The sequence below is a fragment of the Rhodoferax ferrireducens genome, assembly GCF_049302455.1.
Classification (GTDB): domain Bacteria; phylum Pseudomonadota; class Gammaproteobacteria; order Burkholderiales; family Burkholderiaceae_C; genus Rhodoferax; species Rhodoferax ferrireducens_B.
On record NZ_JBAQMD010000073.1, the window covers coordinates 25,025 to 41,785 of the forward strand.

Sequence of the window (16,761 nt, forward strand, 5' to 3'; positions counted from 1 at the left end):
CCAAGCCGGCTTGCCCCTACAGTTGAACCCTTTATTGAATTGACGCGTGGAATCCACCATGAACACATCTCTCTCTCCTGACATGCCGACTGCGCCACAAAGAGCAGAACGTCAGGCACAAATCGTACGGGGGCTGGAGGCGGTTTTGCCGCGCCACGCCCTGCTCTGGAACCCCGAAGACACCACGCCCTATGAATGCGACGGCCTGACCGCCTACCGCCAGCGCCCGCTGGTGGTGGCCTTGCCGGAAACCGAAGCGCAGGTTCAGGCGGTGCTGCGCACCTGCCACGCGCTGGGCGTGCCGGTGGTGGCGCGCGGTGCGGGCACCGGCCTGTCGGGCGGGGCCATGCCACACGCGCTGGGTGTCACCCTGTCGCTGGCCAGGTTCAACAAAATCGTCAAGATCGACCCCTTGAGCCGCACCGCGGTCGTGCAGTGCGGCGTGCGCAACCTGGCCATCAGCGACGCTGCGGCCGCGCATGATTTGTACTACGCGCCCGACCCATCGAGTCAGATTGCCTGCACCATTGGCGGCAATGTGGCGGAAAACTCGGGCGGGGTGCACTGCCTGAAGTACGGGCTCACCCTGCACAACATCGTCAAGATCAAAGGCTTCACGATGGACGGCGAGGCGGTTGAATTCGGTTCGGACGCGCTGGACGCACCCGGCTATGACCTCATGAGCATCATCATCGGCTCGGAGGGCATGCTGGCCGTCACCACCGAAGTGACGGTCAAGCTGATCCCGAAACCGCAACTGGCGAACTGCATCATGGCCAGCTTTGACGACATTCGCAAGGCCGGCGACGCGGTCGCCGCCATCATTGCCGCGGGCATCATCCCGGCCGGGCTGGAAATGATGGACAAGCCGATGACGGCGGCGGTGGAAGACTATGTGCACGCCGGCTACGACCTGAGCGCCGAGGCGATTTTGCTGTGCGAGAGCGACGGCACGCCGCAAGAGGTCGACGAAGAAATCGCACGCATGAGCGCCGTGCTGCGCAGCCACGGCGCCACCGCCCTTGCGGTGAGCCGCGACGAGGCCGAGCGGCTGAAGTTCTGGAGCGGCCGAAAAAACGCCTTCCCGGCCAGCGGGCGCATCAGCCCGGATTACATGTGCATGGACTCGACCATTCCGCGCAAGCGCCTGGCCGACATGCTGCTGGCAATTCAGCAGATGGAAACAAAATACGGTTTGCGTTGCGCCAATGTGTTCCACGCCGGCGATGGCAACTTGCATCCCTTGATTCTGTTTGATGCCAATCAGGCCGACCAGTTGCACCGGGCGGAGTTGTTCGGCGCCGACATTCTGGAAACCAGCGTCGCCATGGGCGGCACCGTCACCGGCGAGCACGGCGTCGGCGTGGAGAAACTCAACTCGATGTGTGTACAGTTCAGTGTGGAGGAAAACGAACAGATGTTCGGCGTCAAGCGCGCCTTTGACGTCAAAGGTCTGCTCAACCCGGGCAAGGTGATTCCGACGCTGCAACGCTGTGCCGAGTACGGCAAGATGCTGGTGCGCGGCGGACAGCTCAAGCACCCGGATCTGCCGCGGTTTTAACTTCCAGGCCCCATGACCGGACTGCGTGGTTTGGCCTGGCTGCTGGCGCTGCAGTCGATTGGTGAGTTGCTGGCGCGGGGTTTCTCATTGCCCTTTCCCGGTCCGGTCATCGGCATGCTTCTGCTGCTGCTCGCCCTGCGCGCACCCGTTGTACGAGAACCGGTGGCGGCCTGTGCCAGCTTTTTGCTGTCGCACCTCTCGCTGCTGTTTGTGCCGGTTGGCGTCGGGGTGATGACGCACCTGGGCCTGATCAGCCAGTACGGCGTGCGTATGCTGATCGTGATTGTGCTGTCGACCTGGATCGGCCTGGCCGTGACGGCGCTGACCTTGCGTCTGTTCAGGAAAAGAAGCGATGCCGAACTTCGTTGAGCTCTGGGTCTACCTCTCCAGCACGCCCTTGTTTGGCCTGACCGCCACGCTGGTGGTGTATGTGCTGGCGCAAGCCGTGTACGCCCGGCTGCAACAGGCGCCCTGGGCCAATCCGGTGCTCTGGACGGTGCTCGCCATTGCCAGTGTGCTGCTGGCCACCGGCGTGAGTTACCCCACTTACTTTGCCGGTGCGCAATTCATTCATTTCCTGTTGGGCCCGGCGGTGGTGGCGCTGGCCTGGCCGCTCTGGGAGCGACGCGCCGCCTTGGCTCTGCATTGGCCCGCCCTGCTGCTGGCGGCGCTGGCAGGCGGCTTGGCGGCCAGCGGCTCGGCGCTGGCGCTGGGCTGGGCGGCTGGACTGCCCCTGGACGTGGTGTTGTCGCTGGCGCCCAAATCGGTCACCGCACCGGTGGCCATGGGCATTGCCGACAAGATTGGCGGCATTCCCGCCCTGGCGGCCGTGTTTGCCGTGATCACCGGCATGGTGGGTGCCCTGAGTGCCAAATACCTGTTTGCTGCGCTCAAGATCCCGACCGACCCGGCGGGCTGGATGGCGCGTGGTTTTTCCCTGGGTACCGCCGCGCACGGCATCGGCGCCGCCCGGGCGCTACAGGTCAATGCCGATGCCGGTGCTTACGCCGGGCTGGCGCTGGGGCTGCAGGTGGTACTGGCCTCGCTGCTGATACCGCTGGCGTTCCGGCTGTTTTGAGTTTAGTGCCGGGTCATGCGCAAACCCGGCTCGTCGTCGGCCATCACCTGTTGCGCCCACGCCGTCAGCTTGCCCGCGTCAGCGCGCAATACCTCTTGCTTGACGGCCAGAATTTGCGCCGGATGCATGGAAAAACTGCGCAAGCCCATGCCCAGCAGCAGGCGAGTGAGGGAGACGTCGCCGGCCATCTCGCCACACAGGCTCACGGGTTTGCCCTGGGCCCGGCATTCGGCAATGGTCTGTGCCACCAGCCGCAGCACGGCCGGATGCAGCGGGTCGTACAAATGCGCGACGGACTCGTCCGTGCGATCGATCGCCAGCGTGTATTGAATCAGGTCGTTGGTGCCAATGGACAGAAAGTCGAAGTATTTCAGGAACACCTTGACAATGAGAGCGGCGGCAGGCACCTCGATCATGGCGCCTATCTTGACCGGACCGTAGGCAATGCCGCGGTTGTCGAGCTCGACACGGGCGCGGTCAATCAGGGCCATCGTGTGGCGAATTTCACCGGCATGCACCAGCATCGGTATCAGTAGGTTCACCGGGCCATGGGCGGCGGCACGCAGAATCGCCCTTAACTGCGTCAGGAACATCGCCGGGTCCGCCAGGCTCCAGCGAATGGCCCGCAGCCCCAGCGCCGGATTCAGGTGAGCGTTATCCTGCTGCGACTCATCCAGCGGCTTGTCGGCGCCCACATCGACGGTGCGAATCGTCACCGGCAAGCCCTGCATACCCTCGACGGCGCGCCGGTACGCCAGGTACTGCTCCTCTTCATTGGGCAGTCGGCCATTGCGTCCCATGAACAGGAATTCACTGCGAAACAGGCCCACGCCGACCGCACCCGCCAAAACGGCGCCAAGTGCGTCCTCAGGCATCTCGATATTGGCCAGCAATTCAATTTTCTGGCCATCCATCGTCACGGCCGGGGTGTGCAGCAGGCGGGTCAAGCGACCGCGCTCCAACTCGCCCTGGCGCTGCTTGAAACCATATTCGGCCAGCACGATGGGAGACGGATCGACCACCATCACACCGGCGTCGCCGTCGATGATGACCCAGTCATCCTGGCGCACCAACTGGCTCGACAAGCGTGCGCCCACCACCGCCGGGATATCCAGGCTGCGGGCGACGATGGCGGTGTGCGAGGTTTTGCCGCCGACGTCGGTCACAAAGCCGGCAAACACACTTTGCTTGAACTGCAACATGTCGGCCGGCGACAGGTCGTGCGCCACCAGAATCAAGGGCACATCCACGGTGTCGTCGAGCAACAGGTCTTGTTGCGAGGGCTTGCGCAGCGTTCGGCTGGGCGCCACCACCACCGGCGAGGCCACGCCCTTCATGGCGCGTAATACTTTTTCGGTGATTTGCTCCAGGTCGGCTTTGCGCCCGCGCAGGTATTCGTCCTCCATCTCGTCGAACTGGCGGGCAATCACTTCCAATTGCGTGGTGAGCGCCCACTCGGCGTTGTACAAGCGGTCCTTGATCCAATGCCTGACGCCGTTTGACAGTTCATCGTCGTTGAGCAGCATCAGATGCACATCGAGCAGCGCTGTCAGCTCCTGCGGTGCTTCTTTTGGGCCCATATGGCTGATGCTGGCTTGCAGCCGGTGAATTTCATTCACCACCGCGTCGCGCGCGCTACGCACCCGTTCAATCTCGGCATCCACCTGGGTGGCGTCAATAAAATAATGCGCCACATCCACCCGACTGGAGGCCACCAGCACCGCCCGCCCAATGGCGATGCCGCGCGCAACGGCAAGACCGTGAATGGAAAATGTCATGACAGCCGCGGCGCCGGGCCGCCCCAAGCAAGGCTAGCCCCCACGGGGGGCAGCGCAGTACACGAAGTGACAAGCGTGGGGGCCTGCCGAGCCGCCGGGCCGCCCCAAGGCGAGGCCACCCCCTCGGGGGGCAGCGCAGTACACGAAGTGACTAGCGTGGGGGCCATACCTACTCACCTTCTCCAAATTTGTCGGCAATCAATGCCAGCAAGGCATCCAGGGCCTCTTGTTCGCGTTCACCGCTGACATCAATTTCCACCGTGCTGCCGTTGCCTGCCGCCAGCATCATGACGCCCATGATGCTCTTGGCGTTCACGCGCCGCTCTCCCTTTGCAATCCAGACTTCGCATGGGTAGCCGCCCGCCAGCTTGGTGAGTTTGGCTGAGGCCCGCGCATGCAGGCCCAGTTTATTGCTGATGGTCGTGCTTGCTTTGATCACTTTTCTTCCTCAATTGATTCTGCGGCGCCGTCGTCGCCACCGGCATGACGCCCTGCGTGCCACCGGCCAGAGCCCGCGCCACCATGGCGTCCAGGGTCTCACCGCGGTAGGTGACGGTGCGCAGCAGCATCGGCAGATTGACCCCGGCAACTAATTTTGAGTTCACGCCGTCGACCAGCCTTTGCGCCACGTTACAGGGGGTGGCCCCAAACACGTCGGCCAACACCAGTGTCTGCGGCACATTCAGCAAGGCCAGTGCCTGCCTGGCACCGGCCAGCGTTTCTTCGGGTGGCGTATTGGGCTGCACGTCAAACGTCGCGACGGCCGCCTCGGCATCCGGGAATACATGCAGCACGCACTGGCGCAACGCGCTGGCCAGTGGTGCATGAGCAATGATAAGAATGCCGTTGTTCATTTATTTAACTTAACAGGACCGGCCACGCACTCAATACAGGCCACGCCCGGTCCAGAAACCCTGAGATGGACTGATTATGACTTTTTGCAGGCGGACAATCGGCGTGAGGTGCCATCGGGCCCATCCAAAAGGTGCCCAAAATGACCTGAACAAGCGGTATTTTTGTCAGCCCCAGCACCAGGGGTTTTCTTGCGGCCCGCCACGGTCATGGACCTGACGGCACCGGGGAGTCGGCCTGTGCCATGGTCCAAAGACCAATTGGCAGCGTCAGTCTTTTCGGAAATCGTCGTGGCAAGTCTTGCAGGCCCCACCCGTGGCGGACACCGCCGTCTTGATGTCATTGAGGCTACCGGTTTTCGCAGCGGCGGCAAGCTTGGTCATTTCAGCCTGCATCTTGTCGGCGTATTCCTTGAATTTGGCGGTCTCTTTCCAAATCTCCGCCTTGGCCCTGGTCTCACCTTTGCCGGTCCCTTCACCAAAGGCAGCCCAGGGAAGCTTGGACATAAACTCCGCGACCGCCGCACTGTCAGCGGCCACCTTGGCGTCGAACGGCGCTTTGCCCGTTGCCATGGCAGCCACACGGCCAAAGTTCTGCTGCATGACAAACAAGGCACTCTTGCGGTATTTGACGGCGTCTTCCGGTTTGGCGAACTGGGCGCAGGCTGGTGCGCTGAAGGCGACGACGGTGGCAGCGAGAACAAACAGGGTGCTACTTTTCATGGCGATTACTTCCTCGGGACGGTTGTGATTTATTCGGGTCGATCAGTGTAATGGTGATAAAAAAATCCTGCTGACACCACCGGGCCAGAAAAGACCGGCTGGCGCGCGCAGTTTTTATCACCAATGGCCCGACGAAAATAGGGCCTGATCTCCTGCAAAATGACTGCGAGTTTTGATCAACATTGAAGGAGGCCACCGATGTCGCACAAAGTCAGGGTGTGGGACTTGCCAACCCGGTGCGTCCATTGGGCATTGGTCGTCTGCTTTATCGGCTCGATCACAAGCGCTCAGATGGGCGGCGACGCAATGGCCTGGCATTTCAGATCGGGTTACGCGGTGCTCAGTCTGCTGCTGTTCCGCATCATTTGGGGCCTGGTGGGAGGAAGATGGTCACGTTTTACCTCTTTCATCTATGCACCCGCCACCATCCTGGCCTACATCAAAGGACGCGGCCTGCCAGAGCACACCGTTGGACACAGCCCGCTGGGTTCCGGCTCGGTGTTTGCCATGCTGGGTTTTCTTCTGCTTCAGGTCACGACCGGGTTGGTCAGCGACGACGAAATTGCAAACGCTGGCCCCTTAAGCCAATTTGTCTCCAACGCGGTCGTGAGTTTCGCCACTTTTTACCATACGGCTATTGGCAAGCGGGTTCTCATCGGTTTGGTGGTGCTGCACATCAGCGTCATCTCCTTTTATTACTTCAAGAAGCGCCAAAATCTTGTGCTGCCCATGATCCTGGGGGACAAGCAGACCGACAACGCCGCCGGGAGTTCAAGGGATGACGCCATGTCCCGCGCGCTGGCGCTGGCCATTTTTTTGGGTTGTGCCGCATTAGTGGCCGGCATGGTCAAGCTGGCGGGATGAGCGTTCACGTGCGGCCGAGTTGACGGCTGTCAGCGCCAGTCGCATCAGGCCGCTCAGCACCCCGGCCAGCAGCGCCGCTTATTTGAGGATGTCGCCAATGCAGAGGTATTTGATCTCCACATAGTCATCGATGCCCAAATGCGAACCCTCGCGCCCCAGACCGGACTGTTTGACGCCACCAAACGGCACATGTTCGGTGGCCAGAATGCCAACGTTGATGCCCACCATGCCGTACTCCAACGCCTCGCTGACCCGGAAGATGCGGCCCACGTCGCGGCTGTAGAAGTAACTGGCCAGTCCAAATTCGGTGTTGTTGGCAGCAAAAATCGCATCCTGCTCGGTTTTGAACTTGAACACCGGCGCAAACGGGCCAAAGGTTTCCTCGCGCGCGCACAGCATATCGACGCTGGCGTCAGCCATCACCGTGGGCTCGAAAAATTGGCCCGGCAAGCGGTGGCCGCCAGTGAGCAAACGGGCACCTTTGAGCAACGCGTCCTGCACATGGCGCTCGACCTTGAGCAGCGCGGCTTCTTCAATCAGCGGCCCCTGGTTGACACCTTCCTCAAAGCCGTTACCCACCTTGGCGGTCTTGACCTTGGCGGCGAACTTCTGCACAAATTCGTCATACACGCCCTCTTGCACGTAGAAACGATTGGAGCAGACGCAGGTTTGCCCGGCATTGCGGTACTTGCTGGCAAACGCGCCTTCCACCGCACTGTCAATGTCGGCATCGTCAAAGACGATGAAGGGTGCGTTGCCGCCCAACTCCAGGGAGAGTTTTTTGACCGTGGGCGCCGACTGCGCCAGCAGGATGCGACCCACTTCGGTGGAGCCGGTGAAGCTGATGTGGCGCACCACGTCGCTGGCGCAAAAAACCTTGCCCACGGCAATGGAGTTGTCGGCGTCAGCGGTGATGACGTTGAGCACCCCAGCCGGTATACCGGCGCGCAAAGCCAGCTCGGCAACAGCCAGCGCACTCAAGGGCGTCAATTCGGCCGGCTTGATGACCACCGGGCAACCCGCCGCCAGCGCGGGTGAGACCTTGCGGGTGATCATGGCCATCGGAAAGTTCCACGGCGTGATGGCGGCGCAGACGCCAATCGGCTGGCGCAGCAGCAGCAGGCGGCGGTTGTTGTCAAACTGCGGCAAGGTCTCGCCGTTGATGCGTTTGGCTTCCTCGGCGAACCACTCCACAAAGCTGGCGCCATAGGCGATTTCGCCTTTGGCCTCGAGCAGCGGCTTGCCTTCTTCGGCGGTCATGATGCGCCCCAGGTCATCCTGATTCGCCATGATCAGGTCATACCACTTGCGCAAAATGATGCTGCGCTCCTTGGCGGTCTTGTTGCGCCAGGCCGGCCAGGCGGCGTTGGCGGCCGCAATGGCTGCTTCAGCCTCCGCCGGTCCCAGGTTCGCGACGTCGGCGAGGTGCGCGCCCGTGGCCGGGTCAGTGACAGCGAAACGGCTTGCGCCGCTGACCCATTGGCCATTGATCAAGGCATCGGTTTTCAGAAGAGTGGGATCTTTGAGCAGGGAAAGAGGCGAAAGCAAAGCTGACATGAAAACTCCTGTATGTTTATAAGAAATAAGGCTCTAGCCCTTACGGAATAAGCGCCAACAGCTACAAAATAGCTAGCGTCTGAGGACGCCTGGCAGCACGCACAGCATCTCGAACAACAGGTTGGCCCCGAGCAGGGCGGTGTTGCCGCTCACATCATAGGCAGGCGAAACTTCGACCAAGTCGCAGCCGATCAGATTGAGGCCAAAGCAGCCACGAATGATCTCCAGCGCCTGCGGCACAGTCAGACCACCTATTTCTGGCGTGCCCGTGCCGCCTGCATACGCCGGATCGATACCGTCGATGTCAAAGCTCAGGTAGCACGGGGTCTGGCCAATGTGGGCCCGGATATTGGCCATCAGGGGCGCGAGTGACTGGTACCAGACCTCATGTGCCATCACCAGCGTAAAACCCTGCTGCCGGGGCCAGTCAAAGTCGTCGGACGCGTAGCCGCTGCCGCGCAGGCCAATCTGAAACACCTTGTGGCAGTCCAGCAGACCTTCTTCAACCGCCCGGCGAAACGGTGTGCCGTGTGCCACCGGCTCGCCAAACATCTCTTCGTTGACATCGGCATGGGCATCCACATGGATAAGCCCAACCGGGCCATGTTTGGCCGCCAGGGCGCGCAGGATGGGCAGGGCGATGGTGTGGTCACCACCAAGCGTCAGGGGGATGCAGTTGGCGCGCAACACCTGGTCATAAAACCCGGCGATGATCGGCAGCGATTTCGTCAGCGAATAGGTGTTGATCGGCACGTCGCCCAGATCCGCCACTTGCAGCGTGTCAAACGGCGCGGCGCCGGTCGCCATGTTGTAGGGCCGAATCAGCGCTGACTCGGCGCGAATCTGGCGCGGGCCAAAGCGCGCACCGGGCCGGTGCGACGTGCCGATGTCCAGCGGCACGCCAATAAAGGCTGCATCGAGGCCTGCGGGGGAACTGGCAACAGGCAGGCGCAACATGCTGGCGATGCCGCCGAAACGCGGCATGGCGTTGCCGGACAAGGGCTGATTTTTCGGCGCCATTTTCAACGCCTTCTGCCGCGCAGCCATTCCAGTCCCAACATCAGGGTGGTGGTAAAAATAATCAACAAAGTGGCGACAGCGGCAATGGTGGGCGTGATGTTTTCCCGGATGCCGGTAAACATCTGGCGCGGCAGCGTCACCTGGGTCGGGCCGGCGATAAACAAGGTCACCACCACTTCGTCAAACGACGTGGCAAAGGCAAACAGGGCACCTGAAATGACGCCCGGCGCAATGATCGGCAAGGTGATGCGAAAAAAGGTTTGCGTTTGATTGGCACCCAGGCTCTGGCTGGCCCGCACCAGGTTGTCGTTGAAGTTTTGCAGCGTGGCCAGCACGGTCGTCAGCACAAACGGCGCTCCCAACGCGGCATGCACCAGAATCAGGCCGAGGTAGGTGTCAGCCAGGCCAATCTTGGCGAAAAACAGATAGGTGCTAACGCCCACCACCACAATCGGCACCACCATCGGGGCGATCAGCAGGCTCATCAGCGCACCCTTGCCGAAGAACTGGACGCGCGCCAAGCCGACGGCGGCCAGGGTGCCCAATACCGTGGCCAGCAGGGTGGCCAGCGGCGCGACGATGAAGCTGTTGCGAGTGGCCCGGCCCCATTCGTCGGAGCTGAACAAATTGTCGTACCACTGCATGGACCAGCCCGGCATCGGGTACGACAAAAACGAGCTGGCACTGAACGACAACGGCATGATGACCAGAATCGGCAGCAGCAAAAACAGCAAAACCCCAAGGCACAGCACACGCAGCGCGTACCAGCCCACCTTGTCAGCCAGCGTGGCGTAGGCGGGGAAGGTGGGCAGGCGGGCGAACGCCGCCAGCGTGGCCAGTACCCGCATGATCGGGTGGGCCGAACGCACAGCGCCAGCCGGACGCTCAGAGACAGTAGGCAATGGAAACAATCGCATCAGGCTTACCCCAGACTGAGTTCGGACTTGACGACACGGCGGTACAGGGCATACAGCACCAGCGTGGCCGAGAGCAACACGGCCCCCAGCGCACACGCCATGCCCCAATTGACGTTGACATTGGTGTACTGGGCAATGTAGTAACTCAGCATCTGGTCACCCGCGCCGCCCAGCAGTGCGGGCGTCACGTAATAGCCAATGCTGAGGATGAAAACCAGCAAACCACCGGCCCCCACACCGGGCCAGGTTTGCGGCACATAAACCCGAAAGAACGCCGCCAGCGGATGGCTGCCCAGCGACACCGCCGCCCGCAGGTAAGTCGGCGGCACCGACTTCATCACACTGTAGAGCGGCAAGATCATGAACGGCAGCAGGATATGCACCATGGCAATGATCACGCCCAGGCGATTGAACAGCAGCGGCAAGGGCGCATCGCTCAGCCCCAGGCCCATCAGCGAGCGGTTCACCAGCCCATTGGATTGCAGCAGCACGATCCAGGCGGCCACCCGCACCAGAATCGAGGTCCAGAACGGCACCAGCACCAGAATCATCAGCATATTGGCTTTGCGTGTGGACAGGATCGACAGCCAGTAGGCCAGCGGGTACCCCAGCAGCAGGCAAAACAAGGTGACGATGGCGCTGATCTTGAAGGTGCGCACCAGGATGTTGGCAAACGCAGCGGAGTCGGCATCCACCCGCGTGATGTGGCCCTGCACATCGCGCTTCAGGTCCAGCGAGGTCAACAAATAATCAGGCGTCCAGCGCGACGCATTTTTGGCAATCGCCTGCCAATAACTGAGCTCACCCCAGCGCGCATCCAGCGCCAGCAACTGGGTGCGCACCTGCTCGGGCGTCAGGCCCGGCGCCAGCGGCAGCGCCCGGTAGGTGCTCATGATCAGGGAGCGGGCACCGCTGACTTCGCTGTTGAGCCGGCGCGCCAGCGCACCGGCGTCAGACTGCTCTTTGATGGCCGACAAGTCTTCAATCAAGGCCGCGTAGGCAACGGCGGGCGGGGCTGCGGTGCGGTTCCAGCTTGACAAGGCCTTGGCCGTGCGGCCCAAGGTATTGGCGACTTCGGGGTTTTCCACCGCGCGCACCAACAAGGCGCCGATCGGCACCAGAAAGGTGAACAGCAGAAATAGCAACAGCGGCAGCGTCAGCGAGATCGCAAAAGCGCGCTTGCGGCGCTCGGCCCGGCGCAACTGGCCTACCAGCTTGCCGGGTTCCAGGGTCATCGATTGGGCCATGGCGATCTCGCTGTCAGTGGCTTACTGCGCGGCCCAGGCGGCAAAGCGCTTCTCAAGCGCCTCACCCTGGTCAGCCCAGAAACCGACGTTGAATTGCAACGCCATCTTGGCATTGGCCGGTGCCGTGGGCAACTTGCCCAGTACCTTGGCGTCGAGCATGGTCAGTGCCTTGATGTTGGTCGGCCCGTAGGAGATCAGCTTGGCATATTCCGCCTGCTCTTTGGCACTGCTGGCCATGGCAATGAATTTCAGGGTCGCCTCTCTGTTGGGCGCTCCTTTGGGCATCACCCAATAGTCCAGGTCATAGATGCCACCGGTCCAGGTGATCTGCAGGTTCTTGCCTTCGCGCTGGGCGGCGTCAATGCGGCCGTTGTAAGCGGTGGTCATGACGACATCACCCGCCACCAGAAATTGCGGCGGTTGGGCACCGGCTTCCCACCATTGAATGTTGGGCTTGAGTTCGGTCAGTTTCTTGAAGGCGCGCTCGGCGCCGTCCTTGGTCGCCAGCACCTTGTACACGTCTGGCACCGCCACACCGTCAGCCATCAGGGCAAATTCAAGGTTGTAGCGGGCGCCCTTGCGCATGGCGCGCTTGCCCGGGAATTTCTTCACGTCCCAGAAGTCAGCCCAGGTGGTGGGCGCGGTTTTGAGCTTGTCGGCGTTATAGGCCATGACGGTGGACCAGACAAAAGTGCCAATGCCACACTCGTGAATCGCGGCCGGGGTGAAGTCAGCCTTGTTGCCAATCTTGCTGTAGTCGAGCTTTTCAAACAGACCTTCGTCGCAACCACGGGTCACGTCGGGCGACTCGACCTCCACCACATCCCAGTTCACTTGCTTGGCCTCGACCATGGCCTTGATCTTGGCCTGCTCACCGTTGTACTCCACACCAATAATCTTGTTGCCGGTGGCTTTCTCATAAGGCTCAAAGTAAGCCTTCTTCTGGGCATTGCCATTGGCGCCGCCGAAATTGACGACGGTAATCTGGGTCTGCGCGAAGCTGGCCGTACAGGCCAGCAGTGCAACAGCGGCCACGATGGGTTTGAGTTTCATGGTTGGGTCTCCTTTTGGGGTTGGGTAATGGGCAAGAGGTCAGGGTTTGCACACGGATCAAAGATAGATCCGCAAATGCTCGGGTGGCAAACGCAGCCAAACGGTTTGCCCGGATTGCGGGACGGTCGGGCTGGAAAGCGCAATCTTGACGGTGGCATCGACTTGGCCAGGGAGCGCGCAGCGCAGCCGCAGGTGATCGCCAAAATAAATGACGTCGCCCACTTTCGCCTCCAGGCTGTTGGCGCCCGGTGAGGCGCCAGCCGGATGTACCTCGATACGTTCCGGCCGGATGCAGGCATGCACCCGGCTGCTGGTAGCGGCGGCGTTGACATTGAGGCCGCTCAGCACCGTGCCGCTGGCCAGCCGCAGGTCGCACTGACCATCCCGTGTCGCCGCAACGGTGCCATCAAAAACCGTGTTGTCCCCGACAAAGCCAGCCACAAAATGATTGGCCGGGGTTTCGTACAGGCCGGTCACGATGTCGATTTGCTGAATGATGCCATCGCTGAAAACAGCCACCCGGTCCGACATGGTCAGTGCTTCGGACTGGTCATGCGTGACATAGACAAAGGTCAGGCCGAGCTGACGGTGCAGCGCCTTGAGTTCGAGCTGCATGTGCTCGCGCAACTGCTTGTCCAGCGCACCCAGCGGCTCATCCATCAGCACCAGTTGGGGGTCAAACACCAGCGCACGCGCCAGCGCCACGCGCTGCTGCTGACCGCCCGAGAGTTGCCCCGGATAGCGGGCGCTCAAGTTGTCCATTTGCACCATGCCCAAGGCACGCAGCACTTTGGCTTCGCGCTCGGCCTTGCTAAAGTTTCGCACCGTCAAGGGGTAGGCCACGTTGTCGGCAATGGTCATGTGCGGAAACAGTGCGTAGTTCTGAAACACCATGCCAAAGTTGCGCTTGTGCGGCGGCGTGCGGGTGATGGGTGTGCCGTTCAAAAAAATCTCGCCCGCTGTTGGCGACTCAAAGCCGGCCAGCATCATCAAGGTGGTGGTTTTGCCCGATCCCGAGGGACCCAACAGTGAGAGAAACTCGCCAGCCCGGATGTCAAGGTTGAGATCGCGCACCACCAGGGTCTTGCCGTCATACGTTTTTTCAACGCCGGCAAATTTCACGAGTTCTTGGGACGACATGTTATGTAGCGGCCTTTCAGCGTTTCAAGGGGCGAACAAAATAAAGGGGATGCGGCTTTAGTCAGTTAAGCAACATGCATGCCCGATGTACGACTTGGATGTTGATTAGACTGCTTGAATGGCGGTCAGGCAAGCGTCCATGATGCCCAGGCCTTCATCGACGATGGCATCACTGGCCGTCAGCGGCACCAGAATACGAACGACATTGCCATACGTGCCGCAGGTCAACAGGATCAGCCCGCGCTGGGTCGCCTCGGCTGCCAGCCGTTTGGCCATGTCGGCATCGGGCTGATGGATGTCACCCCCCTTGCACAACTCAATCGCCACCATGGCCCCCAAGCCCCGCACATCGGCGATGCAGCGGTGGCTGGCGGCCATTTTTTTCAGGCTGGTGGTCAAGCGAAGGCCCAGTTGGCGGCTGCGGTCCAGCAGGTTTTCCTGCTTGAACACCTCCAATACCGCCAGCGCGGCTGCGCACGACAAGGGACTTCCCGCATACGTGCCACCCAGCCCGCCGGGCGCGGGCGCGTCCATCACGTCAGCGCGGCCCACGACGGCCGAGATCGGGAAACCACCGGCCATTGACTTGGCCAAAGTGATCAAGTCAGGCGCAACGTCGCTTTGCTCGACGGCAAACCAGGTGCCGGTGCGGCCAGCGCCGGTTTGAATCTCGTCGGCAATCAACAAAATGCCATGTTGATCGCACAGCGTGCGCAGGCGCTGCAGGAACTCTGGCGGCGCCACATTGAAGCCGCCTTCACCCTGCACCGGCTCCACAATGATGGCCGCGACACGGCTGGCTTCGACATCGTTCTTGAAGATCGATTCAATCGACGCGATCGATTCATCGACGCTCACGCCGTGCAGCGCGTTGGGAAACTGGGCATGAAAAATTTCTGCCGGAAACGGGCCAAAGCCAGTCTTATACGGAGCCACCTTGCCGGTCAAACCCAGCGTCAGCAGCGTGCGGCCGTGGTAGCCACTGGTAAACGCGATGATGGCCGTGCGCTTGGTATAGGCGCGGGCAATCTTGATGGCGTTTTCAACCGCTTCCGCGCCGGTACTCAAGAACATCGTTTTCTTGGCGAAATCACCGGGGGCCAGGGCGTTGATGCGCTCAGCCAGCTCGACATAGGGCTCATAGGCCAGAACCTGGAAGCAGGTGTGGGTGTAGAGGTCCAGCTGGGCCTTGACGGCGGCGATCACCGTGGGATTGCAGTGCCCGGTATTGAGAACGGCAATGCCGCCGGCAAAGTCAATATAGCGTTTGCCTTCCACATCCCAGATTTCGGCGTTTTCACCGCGGGCGATAAACACCTCGTGGCTTTGGCCAACACCGCGTGGAATGGCAGCCCGACGACGGGCCATCAAGCTTGCATTTTTCAGGTTTGATTCGCGTTGCATATCAGTCCAAATAAGGTTGGGGTGGTTGGTGAAGTGAGGCGAATATAGAGCCAGCCCTTCACGACTACCATATACAGATTGCGCTATTTTTCGATGCACTGTGCAGCCAGCAGCACCGCTACATACAAACCCTAGGTATCACCATGTTTTCCCTTAATCCGCAAAGTGCGACGCCCCTGGTCCTGCAAATCGTGGACGGGTTTCGGCTCGCCATCCAGGACGGCTCGCTGCGCCCAGGCTCCAAGGCGCCGTCGATCAGGCAGTTTGCCCATGCGCACGGGGTCAGCGTGTTTACCGTGGTCGATGCCTACGACCGGCTGGTGGCCCAGGGCTACTTTACGTCACGCCCCCATTCCGGGTTCTTTGTCAGACAGCGCCCGGTGTCGGACCTTGAGGTGCCCGGACACGGTCCGAATTTCAACTTCGACTCCATGTGGTACCTGCGCCGCATTTTTGAAAACCGGGCACTGCGCATCAAGCCGGGCTGCGGCTGGTTGCCCGGTGACTGGCTGTTTCAGGACGGTGTGCGCCGCAGCCTGCGCAGTTTGGCCACCGACGACGTGGACTTGGGCGGCTATGGTGAGCCCAAAGGCTACCCACCGCTGCGCCAACTGGTGCGCGACCTGCTGGCCGAGCAGGAAATTGCGGTGAGTTCGGAGCAGGTGCTGCTCACGCAAGGATCGAGTCAGGCCATGGACCTGGTGGCCCGGCGCCTGGTACGCCCAGGAGACGCGGTGCTGGTGGACGAGCCGGGTTACCCCAATCTGCTGTTTTCCTTGCGCTTTTTGGGCGCGCGCCTGATCGGCGTGCCGCGCACCCCGACCGGCTACGACCTGGTGACGCTGGAACGCCTGGTCATCGAACACCAGCCCAAGCTGTTTTTTACCCAGCCCCGGCTGCAGAGCCCAACCGGATCGGTCGCCCAGCTGGCGCATCTGCACCGCGTCATGCAACTGGCCGACAAACATGATTTTCTGGTGGTGGAGAACGACATTTACGCCGACCTCGACCCGGAGCCCCGGCCCTCGCTGGCCAGCCTGGATCAGCTCAATCGGGTGATTTACATCAGCAGTTTTTCCAAAACGATCTCGCCCAATATCCGGGTCGGCTACCTGGCGACCAATCCGGATCTGCTGGAAGACCTGGCCCAACTCAAGATGATCTCAGGCTTGACGTCTTCAGAGTTCAGTGAACGCCTGGCGTATGGCGCCTTGATGGATGGGCGCTGGCGCAAGCATGTCAAGAACCTGCGCGAGCGCCTGGCAAAGGCGCACGAGGGCGCGGCATCGCGTTTGCTGAAAATCGGCTTTGAAATATTTTGCGAACCCAAGGCCGGCATTTTTCTGTGGGCCAAACACCCGGCCATCGCGGATTCGGCCGAGCTGGCCTACAAGGCCACCGAGCAGGATATTTTGCTCGGGCCGGGGCACTTGTTCAGTCCTGATTTACAACCCAGCCCGTGGCTGCGCTTCAATGTCATTTTTTGCGATGAACCGGCTCTGTTCACCTTCCTGGAACAGCAGTGCCGGGCGCCCTGATGCCTTAAAATTGACCGTTTTGGTGGGCGT

At 61.2% G+C, this 16,761-nt stretch carries 16 protein-coding genes; 5 read left to right on the top strand and 11 right to left on the bottom strand.

Features of this window, described 5'->3' with window-relative positions:
* The first annotated feature begins 58 nt into the window (after nucleotides 1-58).
* The 3 genes from WA157_RS12910 to WA157_RS12920 are packed head-to-tail and all read left to right on the top strand — an operon-like array spanning nucleotide 59 to nucleotide 2,639.
* Nucleotides 59-1,561 carry an FAD-linked oxidase C-terminal domain-containing protein gene (locus WA157_RS12910; RefSeq protein WP_422621344.1) on the top strand — a complete coding sequence of 501 codons (1,503 nt, stop codon included), beginning with the start codon at nucleotides 59-61 and terminating at the stop codon, nucleotides 1,559-1,561.
* 12 nt (nucleotides 1,562-1,573) lie between these two features.
* Nucleotides 1,574-1,930, top strand: a complete 357-nt coding sequence (locus tag WA157_RS12915) for a CidA/LrgA family protein (protein ID WP_422621345.1) — start codon at nucleotides 1,574-1,576, stop codon at nucleotides 1,928-1,930.
* Nucleotides 1,914-2,639 carry an LrgB family protein gene (locus WA157_RS12920; RefSeq protein WP_422621346.1) on the top strand — a complete coding sequence of 242 codons (726 nt, stop codon included), beginning with the start codon at nucleotides 1,914-1,916 and terminating at the stop codon, nucleotides 2,637-2,639. Before WA157_RS12915 ends, WA157_RS12920 begins: the two co-directional genes overlap by 17 nt.
* 2 nt (nucleotides 2,640-2,641) lie before the next feature.
* On the opposite strand, the gene ptsP is transcribed toward WA157_RS12920, so the two are convergent.
* The 4 genes from ptsP to WA157_RS12940 all read right to left on the bottom strand — a co-directional run bounded on the left by ptsP (nucleotide 2,642) and on the right by WA157_RS12940 (nucleotide 5,991).
* Nucleotides 2,642-4,417 carry a phosphoenolpyruvate--protein phosphotransferase gene (ptsP, locus tag WA157_RS12925; RefSeq protein WP_422621347.1) on the bottom strand — a complete coding sequence of 592 codons (1,776 nt, stop codon included), beginning with the start codon at nucleotides 4,415-4,417 and terminating at the stop codon, nucleotides 2,642-2,644.
* A gap of 169 nt (nucleotides 4,418-4,586) precedes the next feature.
* Nucleotides 4,587-4,856 carry an HPr family phosphocarrier protein gene (locus WA157_RS12930; protein ID WP_422621348.1) on the bottom strand — a complete coding sequence of 90 codons (270 nt, stop codon included), beginning with the start codon at nucleotides 4,854-4,856 and terminating at the stop codon, nucleotides 4,587-4,589.
* On the bottom strand, nucleotides 4,825-5,271 hold the full coding sequence (locus tag WA157_RS12935) for a PTS sugar transporter subunit IIA (RefSeq protein WP_011462925.1): 447 nt from the start codon (nucleotides 5,269-5,271) through the stop codon (nucleotides 4,825-4,827). Before WA157_RS12935 ends, WA157_RS12930 begins: the two co-directional genes overlap by 32 nt.
* A gap of 267 nt (nucleotides 5,272-5,538) precedes the next feature.
* Nucleotides 5,539-5,991, bottom strand: coding sequence for a c-type cytochrome (locus WA157_RS12940; protein WP_422621349.1), 453 nt, complete (start codon nucleotides 5,989-5,991; stop codon nucleotides 5,539-5,541).
* Between the two features lie 198 nt (nucleotides 5,992-6,189).
* Here WA157_RS12940 and WA157_RS12945 point away from each other — a divergent pair, with 198 nt between their 5' ends.
* The gene (locus tag WA157_RS12945; protein ID WP_422621350.1) at nucleotides 6,190-6,855 is read left to right on the top strand and encodes a cytochrome b/b6 domain-containing protein; all 666 of its coding nucleotides are present in this window, start codon (nucleotides 6,190-6,192) and stop codon (nucleotides 6,853-6,855) included.
* A 78-nt stretch (nucleotides 6,856-6,933) separates the two neighbouring features.
* Here the strand turns inward: WA157_RS12945 and WA157_RS12950 are convergent, their stop codons facing one another.
* From WA157_RS12950 to gabT, 7 genes are all read right to left on the bottom strand, one after another.
* Nucleotides 6,934-8,412 (bottom strand): NAD-dependent succinate-semialdehyde dehydrogenase, encoded by a 1,479-nt coding sequence (locus WA157_RS12950; RefSeq protein WP_422621351.1) that lies wholly within the window; start codon nucleotides 8,410-8,412, stop codon nucleotides 6,934-6,936.
* A gap of 72 nt (nucleotides 8,413-8,484) precedes the next feature.
* On the bottom strand, nucleotides 8,485-9,432 hold the full coding sequence (gene speB, locus WA157_RS12955; protein ID WP_422621352.1) for an agmatinase: 948 nt from the start codon (nucleotides 9,430-9,432) through the stop codon (nucleotides 8,485-8,487).
* A 2-nt stretch (nucleotides 9,433-9,434) separates the two neighbouring features.
* The gene (locus WA157_RS12960) at nucleotides 9,435-10,280 is read right to left on the bottom strand and encodes an ABC transporter permease (RefSeq protein WP_422621482.1); all 846 of its coding nucleotides are present in this window, start codon (nucleotides 10,278-10,280) and stop codon (nucleotides 9,435-9,437) included.
* A gap of 74 nt (nucleotides 10,281-10,354) precedes the next feature.
* Complete coding sequence (locus tag WA157_RS12965) at nucleotides 10,355-11,596, bottom strand: ABC transporter permease (protein WP_422621353.1); 1,242 nt, start codon at nucleotides 11,594-11,596, stop codon at nucleotides 10,355-10,357.
* A 21-nt stretch (nucleotides 11,597-11,617) separates the two neighbouring features.
* Entirely contained in the window at nucleotides 11,618-12,649 is a 1,032-nt protein-coding gene (locus WA157_RS12970) for an ABC transporter substrate-binding protein (protein WP_422621354.1), read from the bottom strand.
* Between the two features lie 57 nt (nucleotides 12,650-12,706).
* A complete protein-coding gene (locus tag WA157_RS12975; protein WP_422621355.1) occupies nucleotides 12,707-13,789 on the bottom strand; it encodes an ABC transporter ATP-binding protein in 1,083 nt (360 codons plus the stop codon).
* A 105-nt stretch (nucleotides 13,790-13,894) separates the two neighbouring features.
* Nucleotides 13,895-15,193 (bottom strand): 4-aminobutyrate--2-oxoglutarate transaminase, encoded by a 1,299-nt coding sequence (gabT, locus tag WA157_RS12980; RefSeq protein ID WP_422621356.1) that lies wholly within the window; start codon nucleotides 15,191-15,193, stop codon nucleotides 13,895-13,897.
* Between the two features lie 143 nt (nucleotides 15,194-15,336).
* Between gabT and WA157_RS12985 the strand changes: the two genes are divergently transcribed.
* Entirely contained in the window at nucleotides 15,337-16,731 is a 1,395-nt protein-coding gene (locus WA157_RS12985; RefSeq protein WP_422621357.1) for a PLP-dependent aminotransferase family protein, read from the top strand.
* The last annotated feature ends 30 nt before the right edge of the window (nucleotides 16,732-16,761 follow it).

Bases quoted from the DNA above. Each gene is read 5' to 3' on its own strand.
- WA157_RS12970 (WP_422621354.1), bottom strand. From the start codon at position 12,649: ATGAAACTCAAACCCATCGTGGCCGCTGTTGCACTGCTGGCCTGTACG.
- WA157_RS12975 (WP_422621355.1), bottom strand. From the start codon at position 13,789: ATGTCGTCCCAAGAACTCGTGAAATTTGCCGGCGTTGAAAAAACGTAT.
- WA157_RS12950 (WP_422621351.1), bottom strand. From the start codon at position 8,412: ATGTCAGCTTTGCTTTCGCCTCTTTCCCTGCTCAAAGATCCCACTCTT.
- WA157_RS12920 (WP_422621346.1), top strand. From the start codon at position 1,914: ATGCCGAACTTCGTTGAGCTCTGGGTCTACCTCTCCAGCACGCCCTTG.
- WA157_RS12945 (WP_422621350.1), top strand. From the start codon at position 6,190: ATGTCGCACAAAGTCAGGGTGTGGGACTTGCCAACCCGGTGCGTCCAT.
- WA157_RS12910 (WP_422621344.1), top strand. From the start codon at position 59: ATGAACACATCTCTCTCTCCTGACATGCCGACTGCGCCACAAAGAGCA.
- WA157_RS12935 (WP_011462925.1), bottom strand. From the start codon at position 5,271: ATGAACAACGGCATTCTTATCATTGCTCATGCACCACTGGCCAGCGCG.
- WA157_RS12940 (WP_422621349.1), bottom strand. From the start codon at position 5,991: ATGAAAAGTAGCACCCTGTTTGTTCTCGCTGCCACCGTCGTCGCCTTC.
- WA157_RS12985 (WP_422621357.1), top strand. From the start codon at position 15,337: ATGTTTTCCCTTAATCCGCAAAGTGCGACGCCCCTGGTCCTGCAAATC.
- WA157_RS12915 (WP_422621345.1), top strand. From the start codon at position 1,574: ATGACCGGACTGCGTGGTTTGGCCTGGCTGCTGGCGCTGCAGTCGATT.
- WA157_RS12965 (WP_422621353.1), bottom strand. From the start codon at position 11,596: ATGGCCCAATCGATGACCCTGGAACCCGGCAAGCTGGTAGGCCAGTTG.
- WA157_RS12960 (WP_422621482.1), bottom strand. From the start codon at position 10,280: ATGCGGGTACTGGCCACGCTGGCGGCGTTCGCCCGCCTGCCCACCTTC.
- speB (WP_422621352.1), bottom strand. From the start codon at position 9,432: ATGGCGCCGAAAAATCAGCCCTTGTCCGGCAACGCCATGCCGCGTTTC.
- gabT (WP_422621356.1), bottom strand. From the start codon at position 15,193: ATGCAACGCGAATCAAACCTGAAAAATGCAAGCTTGATGGCCCGTCGT.
- ptsP (WP_422621347.1), bottom strand. From the start codon at position 4,417: ATGACATTTTCCATTCACGGTCTTGCCGTTGCGCGCGGCATCGCCATT.